This is a genomic window from Pseudomonas sp. S04 (genome assembly GCF_009834545.1).
Lineage (GTDB): Bacteria > Pseudomonadota > Gammaproteobacteria > Pseudomonadales > Pseudomonadaceae > Aquipseudomonas.
Map to the genome: position 1 here is coordinate 5527831 of NZ_CP019427.1, position 17083 is coordinate 5544913.

14 protein-coding genes are annotated in these 17083 nt (G+C 61.9%); 2 read left to right on the plus strand and 12 right to left on the minus strand.

Annotated elements, in window-relative coordinates:
- Positions 1-9 precede the first annotated feature (9 nt).
- Positions 10-603, minus strand: a complete 594-nt coding sequence (locus PspS04_RS24820; protein ID WP_159998203.1) for an aminodeoxychorismate/anthranilate synthase component II — start codon at positions 601-603, stop codon at positions 10-12.
- Positions 604-1003: 400 nt separating this feature from the next.
- Between PspS04_RS24820 and estP the strand changes: the two genes are divergently transcribed.
- Positions 1004-2914, plus strand: coding sequence for an esterase EstP (gene estP, locus PspS04_RS24825; RefSeq protein ID WP_095170541.1), 1911 nt, complete (start codon positions 1004-1006; stop codon positions 2912-2914).
- 65 nt (positions 2915-2979) lie between these two features.
- Here estP and trpE read toward each other — a convergent pair whose 3' ends face one another.
- From trpE to PspS04_RS24875, 10 genes are all read right to left on the minus strand, one after another.
- Entirely contained in the window at positions 2980-4461 is a 1482-nt protein-coding gene (trpE, locus tag PspS04_RS24830; RefSeq protein WP_095170542.1) for an anthranilate synthase component I, read from the minus strand.
- 70 nt (positions 4462-4531) lie between these two features.
- Entirely contained in the window at positions 4532-5350 is an 819-nt protein-coding gene (locus tag PspS04_RS24835; RefSeq protein WP_095170544.1) for a phosphoglycolate phosphatase, read from the minus strand.
- Positions 5347-6021: a ribulose-phosphate 3-epimerase gene (gene rpe, locus PspS04_RS24840; RefSeq protein ID WP_095170546.1), complete on the minus strand. Its 675-nt coding sequence runs from the start codon at positions 6019-6021 to the stop codon at positions 5347-5349. Before rpe ends, PspS04_RS24835 begins: the two co-directional genes overlap by 4 nt.
- A gap of 80 nt (positions 6022-6101) precedes the next feature.
- Complete coding sequence (locus PspS04_RS24845; protein WP_159998205.1) at positions 6102-7250, minus strand: iron-containing alcohol dehydrogenase; 1149 nt, start codon at positions 7248-7250, stop codon at positions 6102-6104.
- 146 nt (positions 7251-7396) lie between these two features.
- Positions 7397-8221, minus strand: a complete 825-nt coding sequence (locus PspS04_RS24850) for an ABC transporter permease (RefSeq protein ID WP_095170550.1) — start codon at positions 8219-8221, stop codon at positions 7397-7399.
- Positions 8222-8234: 13 nt separating this feature from the next.
- The gene (locus tag PspS04_RS24855) at positions 8235-9482 is read right to left on the minus strand and encodes an ABC transporter permease (protein WP_095170552.1); all 1248 of its coding nucleotides are present in this window, start codon (positions 9480-9482) and stop codon (positions 8235-8237) included.
- A gap of 139 nt (positions 9483-9621) precedes the next feature.
- Positions 9622-10665 (minus strand): ABC transporter substrate-binding protein, encoded by a 1044-nt coding sequence (locus tag PspS04_RS24860; protein WP_095170554.1) that lies wholly within the window; start codon positions 10663-10665, stop codon positions 9622-9624.
- A 44-nt stretch (positions 10666-10709) separates the two neighbouring features.
- Positions 10710-11834: an ABC transporter ATP-binding protein gene (locus PspS04_RS24865; RefSeq protein WP_095170555.1), complete on the minus strand. Its 1125-nt coding sequence runs from the start codon at positions 11832-11834 to the stop codon at positions 10710-10712.
- Between the two features lie 339 nt (positions 11835-12173).
- On the minus strand, positions 12174-12803 hold the full coding sequence (locus PspS04_RS24870) for a response regulator (RefSeq protein ID WP_084318557.1): 630 nt from the start codon (positions 12801-12803) through the stop codon (positions 12174-12176).
- A gap of 17 nt (positions 12804-12820) precedes the next feature.
- Entirely contained in the window at positions 12821-15223 is a 2403-nt protein-coding gene (locus tag PspS04_RS24875) for a PAS domain-containing sensor histidine kinase (protein WP_159998207.1), read from the minus strand.
- A gap of 74 nt (positions 15224-15297) precedes the next feature.
- Between PspS04_RS24875 and PspS04_RS24880 the strand changes: the two genes are divergently transcribed.
- Complete coding sequence (locus tag PspS04_RS24880) at positions 15298-16287, plus strand: alpha/beta hydrolase family protein (RefSeq protein ID WP_159998209.1); 990 nt, start codon at positions 15298-15300, stop codon at positions 16285-16287.
- 27 nt (positions 16288-16314) lie between these two features.
- Here PspS04_RS24880 and PspS04_RS24885 read toward each other — a convergent pair whose 3' ends face one another.
- Positions 16315-17082 carry a TerB family tellurite resistance protein gene (locus PspS04_RS24885; RefSeq protein ID WP_159998211.1) on the minus strand — a complete coding sequence of 256 codons (768 nt, stop codon included), beginning with the start codon at positions 17080-17082 and terminating at the stop codon, positions 16315-16317.
- Position 17083 lies beyond the last annotated feature (1 nt).

Below are 17083 nucleotides of genomic sequence, written 5' to 3' on the forward strand. Positions count from 1 at the left end.
GGAAAGTCCTTAGCGCGTGCCGCCGGTTTGTTTGAGGAAGTTGGCGAACAGTTCGTGGCCCTGCTCGGTGAGGATCGACTCAGGGTGAAATTGCACACCCTCGATGTTCAGCGTCTTGTGGCGCAGGCCCATGATCTCATCGACCGAACCGTCGTCGAGCTGGGTCCAGGCGGTCAGTTCCAGGCAATCGGGCAGGGTTTCGCGCTGCACAATCAGGGAATGATAACGAGTGACGGTCAGCGGGTGGTTCAGACCTGCAAACACGCCCTTGTCCTCGTGGAATACCGGACTAGTCTTACCGTGCATGACTTGACGGGCACGTACCACATCGCCACCAAACGCCTGGCCGATCGACTGGTGCCCCAGGCAGACGCCGAGGATCGGCAGCTTGCCGGCGAAATACTTGATGGCTTCGATCGACACACCGGCTTCGGTCGGCGTGCATGGGCCGGGAGACACGACAATGCGCTCGGGGTTGAGTGCTTCGATCTGGGCGATGGTCAGCTCATCGTTGCGCACGACCTTGACCTCTGAGCCCAGCTCGCCGAGGTACTGCACAACGTTGTAGGTAAAGGAGTCGTAGTTATCAATCATCAGCAACATGGGTTCAAACCTCTTGAATTCACTGACTTTTAAAACAGCCTTCGAATGATTGACCCGCACAGTGGCGTCGCTCGGTCAGATGCTGGAAGTGGAGCCAGCAAAAGCGGCAGTTCATACGGGTATAGAAGGCAAACGGGTACAGGTCCGGCCGAGCCGGCAGAGAAAGTTCAGGCGCGCCAACGCCAACGGGCGTGTGCCTTGACGACTTGATCCAAGAGTTTGCTGACGATCAACACGGGGAAGGTCTCATTCATACATTCCAGCACAGTAACTTAGCTGGGCAGAGGGTGCAATATGGCGTAACGCTAGCGGGGGATACGGCCTTTAGCCATAGCTAAAGCGCAAAAGTTTTTGGTACTGTCGTTTTGTTCAACACAACAATAAATAAACGGACTTGATCATGATCAGACAGACGCTGTTTGTACCGCTGGCAGGAGGCCTTCTCGCGATGGCTTGCGCCCAAGCGATCGCTGCACCGACGCCCTACTCGAACTTCGTGGTCTTTGGCGACAGCCTCAACGATGCCGGCCAGTTCGCTGACCCGGACGGCCCGGCAGGCGCCACGCAGCGCTACACCAACCGGGTGGGGCCAACCTACCGGGACGGCAGCGGGGAAGTCCGTTCTGCCAACTCGACACAATTGCTGGGGGGCAAACTGGGGTTCTCGGATGATCAGACCGCCGCCTCGACCTCGGCGGTCCGCGCCGAGCAGGGCCTGGTCGATGGCAGCAACTGGGCGGTTGGCGGTTATCGCACCGACCAGATTCTCGACTCCATCACCACCACCTCAGCCACCGGCGAGCGCTCACGCCCAGGCTATCTGCCGAGTAATGGCTTGCGCGCCGATCCCAACGCCCTCTATTACCTCTCCGGGGGCGGCAATGATTTTCTCCAGGGCCGGATTCTCAACCCTGCCCAGGCCGACGCGGCAGCCGGCCGGTTGGTCGACAGCGTGCAAACCCTGCAGCAGGCAGGTGCCAAATACATCATGGTCTGGCTGCTCCCGGATATCGGCCTGACGCCGGCAATCAACGGCAGCCCACTACAAGGTTTCGTTTCCCAACTCAGTACACAGTTCAACACCGAGTTGGTGCGCCAACTACAGACCGTTGACGCCGAAATCATCCCGCTGAACATTCCGGTATTGCTCAACGAAGCCTTCGCCAACCCGGCGCAATTCGGTCTGGCCACCGACCAGAACCTCACCGCCACCTGCTTCAGCGGCAATGGCTGCACGGAAAACGCCCGGTACGGCATCAACAGTGCGACCCCCGACCCAAGCAAGCTGATCTACAACGACTCGGTCCACCCCACCGAAGCCGGCCAGCGCCTGATCGCCGACTACGCCTACTCCTTGCTGGCCGCGCCCTGGGAAGCCTCACTGTTGCCAGAAATGGCCCACGGCACCCTGCGTGCGCACCAGGATGAACTGCGCAACCAATGGCAAGCCGACTGGGAAAATTGGCAGGGCGTCGGCCAATGGCGAGCCATTGTCGCTGGCGGTGGCCAGCACCTGGACTTCGACGGCCAGAACAGTGCCGCCAGCGCAGATGGCACTGGCTACAACTTGAACATCGGTGGCAGCTACCGCCTCAACGATGCCTGGCGTGTCGGCGTCGCAGCCGGGTTCTATCGTCAAAGCCTGGAAGCCGGTCACAACGATTCGGACTACAAACTCAACACTTACATGGGCACCGCCTTTGCGCAGTACCAGGAAAATCGTTGGTGGGCGGACGGTGCGCTGACAGCCGGGCACCTGGACTACGACAGCCTCAAGCGCAAGTTCGACCTGGGCGTCAACGAACGCGGCGAAAAAGGCGATACCAGCGGCACCGTGCTGGCAGCCAGCGGCCGGATCGGCTACGACATCGCGCAACAGGCGAGCAGCCCGTGGCACCTGTCACCGTTCCTCAGCGCGGACTTCGCCAAGGTCAAAGTCGACGGTTACTCCGAGGACGACAACACCGCCACTGCGCTGACCTACGACGACCAGACCCGCAACTCGCGCCGCCTGGGTATCGGTTTGCAGGGCAAGTACCTGTTCACCCCGCAGACCCAGGTGTATGGCGAATACGCCCACGAGCGCGAGTATGAAGACGATACCCAAGACGTGACCATGAACCTCAACACCCTGCCCGGCAACCAGTACACCCTGGCCGGCTACACCCCGCAATCCCACACCAACCGCCTGAACCTGGGCGTCAGCCACAAGCTGACGGCCGACCTGGCGTTGCGGGCCGGCTACAACATCCGCAAGGACGATGACTTCACCCAGCAAGGGTTGAATGTCGGCGTGGTACTGGACTTCTAAAACCCGCAGCCAAAAAAACGCTGCCTCCTCACGGGGGCAGCGTTTTTTTGTGCCGCGCTACACCCTCAATCCCGGGGTGTCTGCTCGGCCAGTGCCACGGCACGGAACATCGCGCGGCGCTTGTTCAGGGTTTCTTCCCATTCCAGCGCCGGCACCGAGTCGGCAACGATGCCGCCGCCGGCCTGTACGTGCAATTCGCCGTTCTTGATCACTGCCGTGCGGATCGCAATCGCCGTGTCCATATTGCCATTCCAGGCGAAGTAACCCACCGCCCCACCGTACACACCGCGCTTGACCGGCTCCAGTTCGTCGATGATTTCCATCGCGCGAATCTTCGGCGCGCCCGACAAGGTGCCCGCAGGCAGAATCGCCCGCAGCGCATCCATTGCAGTCAGGCCGGCTTTCAACTGGCCCGTGACGTTGGAAACGATGTGCATCACGTTGGAATAACGCTCGATGACCATTTTCTCGGTCAGCTTCACCGAACCGATCTCCGAAACCCGTCCGGTGTCGTTGCGGCCCAGGTCAATCAGCATCAGGTGCTCGGCGATTTCCTTGTCATCCGACAGCAGGTCCTCTTCCAGCGCCAGGTCGGCTTCTTCGTTCGCGCCACGAGGACGCGTACCGGCAATCGGGCGTACGGTGATCAGGTTGTCTTCAACCCGCACCAGGACTTCTGGCGAACTGCCAACCACATGGAAGTCGCCGAAGTTGAAGAAGTACATGTACGGCGTCGGGTTGAAGCAACGCAGGGCGCGGTACAAATCAATGGGCGCCGCCTTGAAGTCGATGGACATCCGTTGCGACGGCACCACCTGCATGCAGTCACCGGCCAGGATGTACTCCTTGATGGTGTCGACGGCACGCTCGTAATCGGCTTGGGTGAAACTGGAACGGAATACCGGGTCCGCCGCCTGCTGCTGGCTGAAATCCAGGCCACGGCGCGGGGTAATCGGCTGGCGCAGTTGCTCCAGCAATTGCTCGAGGCGCGCCTGCCCTTGTTCAAACGCGTTTTCCTGCGCCGGATCGGCCAGCACGATGGCGTGCATCTTGCCCGCCAGGTTGTCGAACACCACCACCGCATCGGAGACCATCAGCAAGATGTCCGGCACGCCCAGCGGATCAGGGTTCGGGCACTTGCCCAGACGCTTTTCCACGTAGCGCACGCAGTCATAGCCGAAGTACCCCACCAGGCCGCCATTGAAGCGCGGCAGGCCGGCAATGGTCGGCACGTTGTAGCGCGCCTTGAAGGTCTCGACGAAGGCCAGCGGGTCTTCGACATCGTGGCTTTCGACCTCGACCCCGTCGACGGTCACACTCACATGCAGGTCATGCACCCGCAGTACCGTGCGGCACGGCAAGCCAATGATCGAATAGCGCCCCCACTTCTCCCCGCCCTGCACCGACTCCAACAGGTAGGAGTTGGGTTGATCGGCCAGTTTCAGGTAGATCGACAACGGCGTGTCGAAGTCGGCAAGGGTTTCGCAGGCAAGCGGAATGCGGTTGTAGCCGGCAGCGGCCAAACGCAGGAATTCTTCGCGGATCATGAGGTGCCTCGTGGCATGAGGGTCTAACGGTCAGGTGTGCAAACGCGCCGGCTAGCCGGCCAGGATCACGTCAGGCGCGCCAACGCCAGCGGGCCAGGGCCTTGATGACTTTCATCCAGAGTTTGCGGGTAACCACCACGATGGCATTTCCAGGAGGGGATTGGACAGCGTCGGGCAACGTTATCCCAGCGGCAGAATCCAGGCAACCGGGAATTAGCTTGCGCAGATCGTCGATCACCAGCGCCGGCGACTCTTCGGCAATCGGCCGGCCATGGTTATAGCCGTAGCTCAGGGCCACACACTTGACGCCCGCCGCCTTGGCCGCCAAGACGTCACTGCGCGAGTCGCCAACGAACAACGACTGCGACGCCGGTACGTTGGCCATTTTCATCACGAAAAACAGCGCCGCCGGGTCAGGTTTTTTCTGCGGCAGGGTATCGCCGCCGATGATCCACTTGAAGTAGCGGCCGATCTTCATCTGGTCCAGCAAGGGCGCGACGAAGCGCTCCGGCTTGTTGGTGATCAGCGCCATCTCGACACCCTGCTTGTGCAACCACTTGAGGGTGTCGCGCACGCCAGGGTAAACCACCGTCAATTCATGGCCGTCTGCATAGGCGTCCATGAAAATCTCCAGCGCATGTTCGGCCTCGACGTCGTCGACCCGACTGTGATCGATATCACCGGCCAGGGCCCGGCGGACCAGCACCGGCGCCCCGTTGCCGACCCACTCGCGCACGGCGCCCAGGCCGGCCGGTGCGCGCCCCAGCTTGAGCAGCATGTGATCCACGGCCACAGCCAGGTCCGGTACCGAATCGATCAGGGTGCCATCCAGATCGAACATCACCAGCCGCGGCAATTGCCCTGGGAACAGCTGCTCAAAACCACTCATGGACGAGCCAGCGCCAGTTCGGCACGCATCTTCTCGATCACTTCCTGGTAGTTCGGCGCGTTGAAGATCGCGGAGCCGGCCACGAAGGTGTCAGCGCCGGCCGCGGCGATTTCGCGGATGTTGTTGACGTTCACCCCGCCGTCGATTTCCAGGCGGATATCACGGCCCGAGGCGTCGATCAGCGCGCGCGCTTCACGCAGTTTGTCGAGGGTTGCCGGAATGAACTTCTGGCCACCAAAACCCGGGTTGACGCTCATCAGCAGGATCATGTCGACCTTGTCCATCACGTACTTGAGTACGTCCAGCGGAGTCGCCGGGTTGAACACCAGGCCGGCCTTGCAACCGCCTTCGCGGATCATCTGCAAGGAGCGATCGACGTGAATCGTGGCGTCCGGGTGGAAAGTGATGTAGGTGGCGCCGGCCTCGATGAAGTCACCGATGATGCGGTCGACCGGAGATACCATCAGGTGTGCGTCGATCGGCGCGGTAACGCCGTACTTGCGCAGTGCCGAGCAGACCATCGGGCCGATGGTCAGGTTGGGCACGTAGTGATTGTCCATGACATCGAAGTGGACGATGTCGGCACCCGCGGCCAGAACGTTGTCCACTTCTTCACCCAGGCGGGCGAAGTCGGCGGAGAGAATCGACGGAGCAATAGCGAAGGGCTGCATGACGCACCTTTTTTGAGCAGGATCACGATGGCGCGCATTGTATACCTCATGCTTTGACGCGCGCACCGTGGCTGTAACGATCAGTAAGCCGCTCGATAGATCTTCTCGATATCAAGGGCCGTCAACTGGCGCGGATTATTGCGCATCAAACGCTCGATTCCCGCGGCCTCCAGCGCCATGGCCGGGATCGCCTCCTGGGGCACGCCGAAACTGCGCAAGCCCTGGGGAATTTCCACTGCGGCACACAGTCGCGCCATCGCCGCGACCGCCTGGTCCGCCGCTTCATCGGCACTCAGGTGCGTGATATTGAGGCCAAAGGCCTGGGCAATGTCCTGCATGCGCTCCACGCACGCCATCTTGTTCCAGGCCATCACATGGGGCAGCAACAGCGCGTTGCTCACGCCATGGGCAATGTTGAAGCGCCCGCCCAGCGGATAGGCCAGGGCATGCACCGCGCCGACCCCGGCGTTGCCGAACGCCATGCCGGCCATCAGGCTGGCAGTGGCCATGTCCTCACGGGCCTGCAGGTTCGCGGGATTGGCATAGGCCTTGGGCAGCGCCTTGGCGATCAGCTTGATGGCACCGATGGCCAGGGCATCGGTAATCGGCGAAGCATTCACCGACAGGTAGGCCTCGACCGCATGCACCAGGGCATCCACCCCACTGGCGGCGGTGACACTGCGCGGACAGGTCAGGGTCATTTGCGGGCTGACCAGCGCCACGTCAGGCAACAGGTAGTCGCTGACGATGCCTTTCTTCAGTTGGGCCTGCTTGTCGGAGAGGATCGCCACGTTGGTGACTTCCGAGCCCGTGCCGGCGGTGGTCGGGATCGCGATCAGCGGCGGGCCCTTGCGCGGCACTTGGTCGACGCCGAACAAATCCTCGAGCGCGCCGTGATAACCGGCATAGGCCGCGACGCTTTTGGCGATATCGATGGCACTGCCGCCGCCCAGGCCGATCAGGCCGTCATGCCCGCCCTCGCGGTAGACACGCATGCAGTCCTCGACGATGGCGATTTCCGGGTCGGGCAACACCCGGTCGAAAATCTCGTAGGTGCGCCCACCCAGTTGCGCCAGCGCCAGCTCCACGGTGCCGGACTTGACCAGCGCCGCATCGGTGACAATCAGCGGGTGGTCGACATCCAGGCGGGTCAGTTCAGCGGCCAGTTGCTCGATGGCACCGGTGCCGGTGAGCAGCTTATGAGCGATTTTGAAAGAACAAAGACTCATGTGCGCAGCCTCTTATAGATAGGGGAGCTGGGCACAATAGTAGCTGTCGATTGGGTTTTGTCTGTTATTCAGCCCGTGAATGGCTTCAAGCCCACTGAACACCCCAGTGGGAGCGAGTCTGCTCCCACTGGGGTTGATGTCAGGTTTCAGACCTGTGCAGTACGCAATTTCTCACTGCGCCCACGCAACCACTCCAGGGTCAGCAGCAGGATCACCGAGAAGGCAATCAGCAGCGTTGCGGCGGCGGCGATGGTCGGGCTGAGGTTTTCGCGGATACCGCTGAACATCTGCCGCGGCAAGGTCGCTTGCTCGGGGCCGGCGAGGAACAGGGTCACCACTACTTCATCGAACGAGGTGGCAAACGCAAACAGCGCACCGGAAATCACCCCGGGGGCGATCAACGGCAATGTCACCCGGCGGAACGCCGTCAGGGGCGAGGCTCCGAGGCTGGCCGCGGCGCGCACCAGGTTGTGGTTGAAGCCTTGCAGGGTCGCCGACACCGTGATGATCACGAACGGCACACCCAGTACCGCGTGCACCACAATCAGCGAGAAGAAGCTGTTACCCAGCCCCAGCGGAGCGAAGAACAGGTAACTGGCCACCCCGATGATCACCACGGGCACCACCATCGGCGAAATCACCAGGGCCATCACCAGCGCCTTGCCCGGAAAATCGCCGCGGGTCAGGCCAATGGCCGCCAGCGTCCCGAAGATCATCGCCAGTACGGTCGCGGCCGGGGCCACGATGATGCTGTTCTTCAGGGCGCGCATCCACTCGGCCGAGGCAAAGAAATCCTGGTACCAATGCAGCGAAAATCCTTGCAGCGGGTAGACCAGGAAGCTGCCGGAGTTGAACGACAGCGGGATGATCACCAGCACCGGCAAGATCAGGAACAACAGAATCAAGCCGCAGAGAATCCGCAAGCTGTAGAACCACACCCGTTCAACGGGGGACATATAAGGACTCAGCATTTCGATTCTCCCCTTAGCTCAGGCGCAGGCGGCTGGCGCCCACCAGCCAGCTGTAAATCAGATAAAGCACGATGGTCGCCAACAGCAGCAGCCCGCCGAGCGCCGTCGCCATGCCCCAGTTGATGCTGGTGTTGGTGTAGAAGGCGACGAAGTAGCTGACCATCTGATCGTTCGGGCTACCCAGCAGTGCCGGTGTGATGTAGTAACCAATCGCCAGGATGAACACCAACAGGCACCCGGCGCCGACACCGGCATAGGTCTGCGGGAAGTACACCCGCCAGAAGCTGGCGAACGGATGGCAGCCCAGGGAAATCGCCGCCCGCATGTAGGTCGGCGAGATGCCTTTCATCACGCTGTAGATCGGCAGGATCATGAACGGCAGCAGAATGTGCACCATCGAGATGTACACCCCGGTGCGGTTGAACACCAACTCCAGGGGTTTATCGATAATGCCCATGGCCATCATTGCGCTGTTGATCAGCCCGCCCGACTGCAGCAACACGATCCACGCGGCCACCCGCACCAGGATCGAGGTCCAGAACGGTAGCAACACCAGGATCATCAGCAGGTTGCTTTGCCGGGCCGGCAAGTTGGCCAGCAGGTAGGCCAGGGGATAGGCCAGCGCCAGACAGATGGCCGTGATCACCAGGCCCATCCAGAAGGTGCGGGCAAAGATGTCGAGGTAGATCGCCTGGTCGGGCGTGGCCGGGGCGACTTCGCCGAGGTCGTCGATGCGGTGATCAACCGCCGCCAACAGATAGTAAGGCGTCAGGCTGCTGGTATTGCGGCGCACGGCCTGCCAATAGGCCGGGTCGCCCCAACGCTCATCCAGCGCTTCGAGCGCGTCTTTATAAGACGCCGGCTCGCTCTTGAACGGCAGCGCGCGGGCGGTCTTGGTCAGCAGGCTGCGGTAGCCGGCCAACTCCATGTTCAGGCGCTTGGACAGGTCGCCCAAAGTTTGATTCTTGCGGGCTTCGGCCAGGTCTTCACTGGCGGCCTTGTACACCGGGTCCGCTGGCAGGCCTCGGCCATCCCAGGCAGCGATCGCTGCTACGGTGCGCGGCATGCCGCCGACCACTTCCGGGTTACCGACGCTTTTATAGAGCAGCGCCACAATCGGCACCAGAAACACCAGCAACAGAAACAGCACCAACGGCGCAATCAGGGCTTGGGCCTTCCAGCGGTTGACCCGCTCGGCACGCGCCAGGCGCTGCTTCAAGGTGCGATGGGTGCCCTCGTTCAGGGGAACGGCGATGGCCATGGCGAACTCCGAAAATCTTTGATCGTTACAGAGGCAGACAAACAACCTGTTGGAGGGAGCTTGCTCGCTCCAACAGGGATTACGCTGTCAAACCTCTAACTGACTGGCATTGGGCAAGCCCTCTGCCACAGGGTCGCGCTTACTTCGCTGCCCAGGAGTTGAAGCGCTGCTCCAGTTGCTCGCCGTTGTCCGCCCAGAAGCTGACGTCGATCTGCACCTGGTTGGCGATGTTTTCCGGGGTGGTCGGCATGTCTTTCAGAATTTCCGGGTTCAACAGGGGTACCGCCTGGGTATTGGCCGGGCCGTAGGCAATGTTTTCCGAATAGGTTTTCTGCTGTTGTGGCATGACCGAGAACGCGATGAATTTCTTCGCCGCTTCAGCGCGGGTCTTGTCCAGGCCTTTAGGAATGGCCCAGGCGTCGAAGTCGTAGATACCGCCGTTCCACACCACCTTCAGGTTGCTTTCCTTTTGCACGGCAGCGATCCGGCCGTTGTACGCCGAGCTCATGACCACATCACCGGACGCCAGGTACTGCGGCGGCTGGGCGCCAGCTTCCCACCACTGGATGCTCGGCTTGAGTTCGTCGAGCTTCTTGAAGGCACGGTCCTGGCCATCTTTACCGGCCAGCACTTTGTAGACATCTTTCGGCGCCACGCCGTCGGCCATCAAGGCAAATTCCAGGGTGTACTTGGCGCCTTTACGCAGGCCACGTTTACCCGGGAAGTTCTTGGTGTCCCAGAAGTCGGCCCAACTGGTCGGCGCGGTTTTCAGCTTGTCGGCGTTGTAGGCCAGCACGGTCGACCAGACGAAAAAACCAACGCCGCACGGCTGGATCGCACCCTTGACGTAATTTTCGGTGTTGCCGAACAGTGCAGGGTCGAGTTGCTCGAACATGTCCTCGTCGCAACCGCGGGACAGCTCTGGCGACTCTACTTCCACCAGGTCCCAGGACACGCTCTTGGTGTCGACCATGGCCTTGACCTTGGCCATTTCACCGTTGTATTCACCGGCGACGATCTTGCCGTTGCCCGCTGCTTCCCAAGGCGCATAGAAGGCCTTGACCTGTGCGGCCTTGTTCGCGCCGCCAAACGACACCACGGTCAGGTCCGAGCCCGCGGCCATCGCGTGTGCCGCACCCATCATGCCCAGAGCCAGGGCGGTGAATTTCAGGGATTTCAACATTTATTGTTCTCTCCACGTGCAGGGTTGGTGAAGCAAGGGGGCGATCAATTCGCCTCTAGAAGGGGATCGAGAGCACGGACGTGTTCGACCTGCCAGCCAAGCGGCACCACGTCTCCGACGGCCAGCGCCGGATCCAGCTCGGCGATCGGCTGTTTCACGAAGAAATCGGTCTTGCCGCAGACTTCCAGGCGCACACGGACGTGGTCGCCCAGATAGATGAATTCCGCCACCCGCCCAGAGAAGCGGTTGACACACGCCTCACTGGAGCCGTTGAGGCTGACCCGCTCCGGACGAATGGACAGAGTCACTGGCTCGCCGGTCTTGCCGACATTCACCGCCAGTGCCTCGACCTTTTCCCCGCGCCCAAGCTCGACAATGCAGCGCTCGCCGGTCTGACTGTGGAGACGGCCATTGAGGCGGTTGTTTTCGCCAATGAAGTTGGCCACGAAGGTATTTTTCGGTTCTTCGTACAGGGTGCGAGGTGGGGCGATCTGCTGGATTTCGCCTTGATGGAACACCGCCACCCGGTCGGACATGGTCAGGGCTTCGCCCTGGTCGTGGGTCACATAGACCACGGTCACACCCAGGCGCTGGTGCAGGTGCTTGATCTCCATCTGCATGTGTTCACGCAGCTGTTTATCGAGAGCGCCGAGCGGCTCGTCCATCAGCACCAGTTGCGGCTCGAACACCAGCGCCCGGGCCAGGGCCACCCGCTGCTGCTGTCCACCAGAAAGCTGGGCCGGGTAACGCTGGGCGAAGGCATCGAGCTGAACCATGCTCAGGACACGCTTGACCCGGTCACTGACGTCACTCTTGTTCAGACCACGCACGGTCAGCGGGAACGCCAGGTTCTCGGCCACCGTCATGTGCGGGAACAGGGCGTAGTTCTGGAACACCATGCCGATGTCACGCTTGTGCGGCGGCACGTTGTTGATCGAACGCCCGGCCAGCAGGATCTCGCCGGCGGTCGGGGTTTCGAAACCGGCGAGCATCATCAGGCTGGTGGTCTTGCCGGAGCCGGAAGGCCCGAGCAAGGTGAGAAACTCGCCTTTGCGAATATCCAGGTTGAGGTCTTTGACGATCAGGTTCTCGCCGTCGTAGCTCTTCTGCACGCCACGAAAGCTGACCAGTACATCATTGGTCCCCGCGCTTGAATCGACCTCGCTCATACCCACACCTTTATTGTTGATGACTGCCGTGGATTAAGCCTAGTGGCTACGCACAGCCACGCAAATCGGGGCGCAGGAGAGAATCGCCTCAGCCAGATGGAAGGTTGGGGGTAGGGATTGCCCTACAAGGATGGCGCGTTTGGACAGGTCGACAGCGAGTTTTCCGCTACAAGCCACAAGAACAGGCAAAAGCGGTTTGGCGGGATGTCGTAAATGGATATGCCGACACGGTGCTCTGTAGGAGCGAGGCTTGCCCACGAAGGCGGTGTGTCAGTCACATTGATGTTGAATGTGCTGACATCTTCGCGGGCAAGCCTCGCTCAGGGGATCGCGTATTGTTCAGAGCAGCTTGTGCTCCATGGCGTACTTCACCAACTCCGCCAGTGAGGTGATGTTGAGTTTCTGCATCAGCCGCGCCTTGTGGGTGCTGATGGTCTTACTGCTCAACGCCAGTTGCTGGGCGATGTCATTGACGTTGGCGCCCTGCGCGAGGCGCTCGAACACCGAGAACTCGCGCTCCGAGAGTAGCGAATGCAGGGGCCGTGAATCAGTCAGGCCGACTTCGAAGACCATTCGATCCGCCAGCTCCGGATCGATATAGCGCCCGCCAGCCGCCACCTTGCGAATCGCCGTCAGCAGCAGGGCCGGGTCGCTGTCCTTGGTGGCATAACCGGCGGCCCCGACCTTCAAGGCACGGGCGGCCATCTGCGCCTCGTCGTGCATCGACAGCACCAGAATCGCCGGTGGATTGTTCAGGGCGCGAATCCGCGGGATCGCCTCCAGGCCATTCACCCCGGGCATGGAAATGTCCAGCAACACCACCTCACAGGGCACGTGGCGCAAGGTTTCGAGCAACTGTTCGCCATTGCTCGCTTCCCCCACCACCAACAGATCCTTGGCCAGGCCGATCAATTGCTTGATGCCTTCACGCACGATGGTGTGGTCTTCGGCTACCAGTACACGGATCACAGGCTTCTCCAGAAAAATCAGTTGCACGCTTCATGCAAGGGCACACGGACCTCAAGGCTGGTGCCCTCGCCCGGCACGCTGTCGAGCTGCAGTGTGCCACCCATGATCAACACTCGCTCGCGCATGCCCACTACCCCAAAGGAAGTCGGCCTACCGGCTTGAGCGACAAAACCTACACCATCGTCGCTGACGGTCAGGCACAACTGCTCGTCTTCCAGCACCAGTGTCAATTCGACAGTATGCGCCTGGGCGTGGCGCATGACATTGGTCAGTGCCTCCTGGAGGATCCGGAACAAGCCAATCGCCTTGGCGTCACTCAGCACCGGCAGGTTGTCGGGCACCTGCACCAGGCAGGGAATCTGGGTGCGCGCCTCAAAACGCCGGGCCTGCCACTCGATGGCCGAGGCGATGCCGGCGTCCAGAATCGGCGGACGCAGCGCCGTGGCCACGTCCCGCACCAGTTGGAACAGTTGGGCGATCAGGCGCTTCATGCTGTTGAGCCGATCACTCAGGCCCGGGTCCAGTTCGGCGTAGGCCAATTCGCACATCGAGGTTTCCAGCTTGAGTACCGTCAGCATCTGTCCCAACTCATCGTGGACTTCCCGGGCTATCCGCGCCTTTTCCTCTTCGCGCACACTCTCCAGATGCGCCGACAGCTCACGCAGTTGCTCGCGGGAGCTGGCCAGTTCCAGTTCGATGCGCTTGCTCTCGCTGATGTCCCAGACAATCCCGTCCCAGACAAAGGCGCCATCGTCGAGGCGCCGAGTGATGGCCTTGATCTCGGCCCAGCGTTGCTGCCCCTGGCGGGTGAGGATGCGGCCTTGCCACGACCAGTCACTGTCGGTGTCCAGCGCGTGATCCTGGGTGCGGTGGTAACTGACTCTGTCCTGCGGATGTACCACGCTGCGCAGGCCCATGTCGCGATGGCTCAAGGTGGCGGGCGAGTAGCCCACCAGGCTCTCACTGCCTTCGCTGATGTAGGCAAAGTCGATTTGCCCGGTCACCGGCGCCCGCTCAAGACGAAATACCAGTCCGGGTACGTTGGCGGCAATCCCCTGCAACCGTGCCTCGCTTTCGCGCAAGGCCGCCAAGGCCCGCCGGCGCTCAGTGACGTCATTGAGGTAGACCACCAGGTATTCGCTGTCGCGAAAGCGCAGGAAGCTCAAGGTCACGTCAGCCGGCAAAATGCTGCCATCGGCGCGCAGGCAATTGGTTTCGAAGCTTTGCGGCCCCTCCTCGCTGGCCCGCGCGCGTTTCCACAGGTTCAACCAACGGTCCATGTGCAAGTTGGGTTCGAAGTCGATCAGCGGTCGGTCGATCACCCCGCCCGAGACATACCCGAGCATGTCCTCGGCCGCCCGGTTGGCGTAGCGCACGTGGCTGTCCCAATTGACCCAGAGGATCCCGACGGTGCTTTGATCGATGGAGAACTGTGTCAGGCGCAACGCTTCTTCGCTGGCCGCGCGCAGGGCAATGTCCTCGCGGGCGGCGAGCAAGCGCTGCTCGAGCAGGTGTTGCTGGCGCCGTTGCCAGATCACGATAGCCATGGCGCTCAGCAGCAATACCCCCAGCAACAGGCAGAGGTTCTGCCAGAACCCCGGGGACTCCGACAAACGTGGGTACTTGGGTTGCAACCAGCGTGCGTGCAATTGCTCCAGGTCCTTGGCCGGAATCGCGTGCAAGGCGCTTTCGACGATGCCGGCCAACTCCGGCCAATCGCGACGGGTAGCCACCCGCAGCAACTGCGGCAGGCCGATATCCCCCACTACGGCCAACCCGGCAAACTCGGACTCGGCGGACAGCCGGCTGAGTTGGGCCTCATCGATGACCGCGTAACGCGCTTGCTGGGAGAGCAACAGTTGCAGGGCCTGGCGTTCCTGGGGCACGCCCTGCAAATTGAGGTTGGGGTAGTTGCTGCGCAGGTAATCGGCGATCGCACTGGGCATCCGCACCGCGACCCGTGACTGATCGTCGAGCTTCTCAAGATCCACCGCGCCGGCGCCCTTCTGTTGACCCACCACCAATTGCGGCACGCGCATATAGGGGTCAGTGAATTGCCACAAGCGCAGGGCGGCCGGGGTTTGGGTCAGGCCTGGGGCCAGGTCGACCTCCCCCTCACGCACTGCCTGCTCCAACTGCGCGACATCGGGAAAGTTGCGCCAGGTCAGCTCGACCTTCAGGGCGCTGGCCAGCCACTGCATCAATTCGATATTGGCCCCGGACAGGCGCTGTAGCCGCCGGTCGTACTGCGCGTAAGGCGCCTGCAGCACCACACCGACCCGCAGCTCAGAGTGACGGGTCAGCCATTGCCGTTGCTCGCTGCTCAGTTGCGCCACGCGCGCAGGCGGCGCGGCAGCCGCCCAGGCCATCAAGGGAAGCCAGAAACAGCCGATAAGCAACAGGCAGCAAAGACGTTTCATGCGAACTCTCACACACTGACAAATACTGACCAACCCATTAGGCTGCCGGGAATACTTCTGGCCTGGAATATCCGATGCCCCCTGTCTACCGCCTGGCACTGCCAGTATTGTGCCTGTCGTTGATCTTGCCTGGCGCCTTTTCCGCCCAGGCTGCCGAGCCAACGGAACCTGCTGCCAGCGCACCCTCCGAGCAACGCCAGCCCCTGCCTGAGCGTAGCCAGGAAGAAGCTTTTGCCCTGCAACGCAGCCTGCCCCCTGGCGAACAGCAACAGTTGTCGGCAGGCAGCGAGACCTTCCTGGCCCTGTGGCAGCCGGCCAACACCAGCGAGCCCCAAGGTACGGTGATTATCATCCCGGGTACGGGCGAAACAGCTGACTGGCCTCAAGCCGTCGCGCCGTTGCGGCAAAAATTGCCCGACGCCGACTGGAGCAGCCTGAGTCTTACCCTGCCGGACCTGCAAAGCAATGCCCCCCAACCGCGCATCCTCGAAAGTGCAACGGCACCGGTCAGCACCGAACCCCCGAGTAAAGACGCCAACACCGCGGCCCCTATCGAGCAAGTGGCCGGTGGCGAAGGTGAGGTGCCTGATCAGCCGGTGGCGCAGACCCACGATGAGCAACTCAAGGCCGATACCCAGCGAATCTTCTTGCGCATCGACGCCGCCCTGGCGTTTGCAGAGCAACAGAACGCCCGCAGTATCGTCCTGCTCGGCCACGGCACCGGAGCTTACTGGGCCGCCCGTTACCTGAGCGAAAAACAGCCTGCCCAAGTCGCGAAGCTGGTGATGGTCGCCGCCCAGGTACCCGCCTCCAGCACACCCGGGCTGGCGGAACTGACCAGCGGATTGAAATTGCCAACCCTGGATCTGTACTACAACGACAAACCGCTGCTGCAACGCGCAGCCCAGGAGCGCCTGCAGGCCAGCAAACGGCTGAAGGATTCGAGTTTCCGGCAGATTTCCCTGAACGCCCTGCCCGGCAACAACGCCGCCCAACAGGAACAATTGGTACGCCGGGTGCGAGGCTGGTTGACCCCGCAGGACAACGCCGCGCAGTTGCCCTAGACAGGGCGCTACTGCGCTCGATGCTCCCTAGCGAAAATCGCGGCGCTGACGAATCAACGCATAGGCGCTGTGCAACTCCCGGGTCTTCTCCGTCGCTTCGCGCACCTGGGACGGCGAAGCCCCGCTGCCAGCGATCTTGTCCGGGTGATGCCGACTGAGCAGGCGTCGGTAGGCCCGCTTGATCTGCTCCGGCTCGCTGCTCAGCGTCACCCCCAGCAGGCGCATGGCGTGTTGGTAAGCCTCGCCACTGTTGGCCAAGGGTCGCTTGTGCAGTTCGTAATCCTGGGCCAGGGCCTGCACCTGCTCCGGCGTCCAGTCCAGCCATTTGCCCCATTGGGCCAGCAGCTCGCGCTCGGCACGGCCCGCACGCCCGTCTGCCCAGACCATCCGCCAGCACGCCCGCAACACCCCTTCGGCAGCATGGGGCTGTGCGCGCAAACGGCGCAGGTAGCCACGCAACCGATCGTGCCCGCTCTTGCCACGGTTGAACGCCGCAATCGCGCGTTTCTGGGCAAATTCGTTCATCTCCAGTGCGCGCATTTCCTGACGCGCCTGGTAGATATGGCCGTTGCCCACCCGGCCGTCGCTCTTGGCCAGGCGCCCGAGCAGCACGAACAGCAATTCATCGTTGCGCAACATCGCGCGCCCGCCCAGGCGCTCGCGCAGATGCCCCAGGCTTTGCAGTTGCAAGCGCCGATCCAGCGCCTGCCCCAACAATGCGCCAAGCATGGCCCCCGGAATGCTGGCGATGGCAAAACCCGCCCCGGCTCCGATCAGAGTCCCTGGCCACAACATC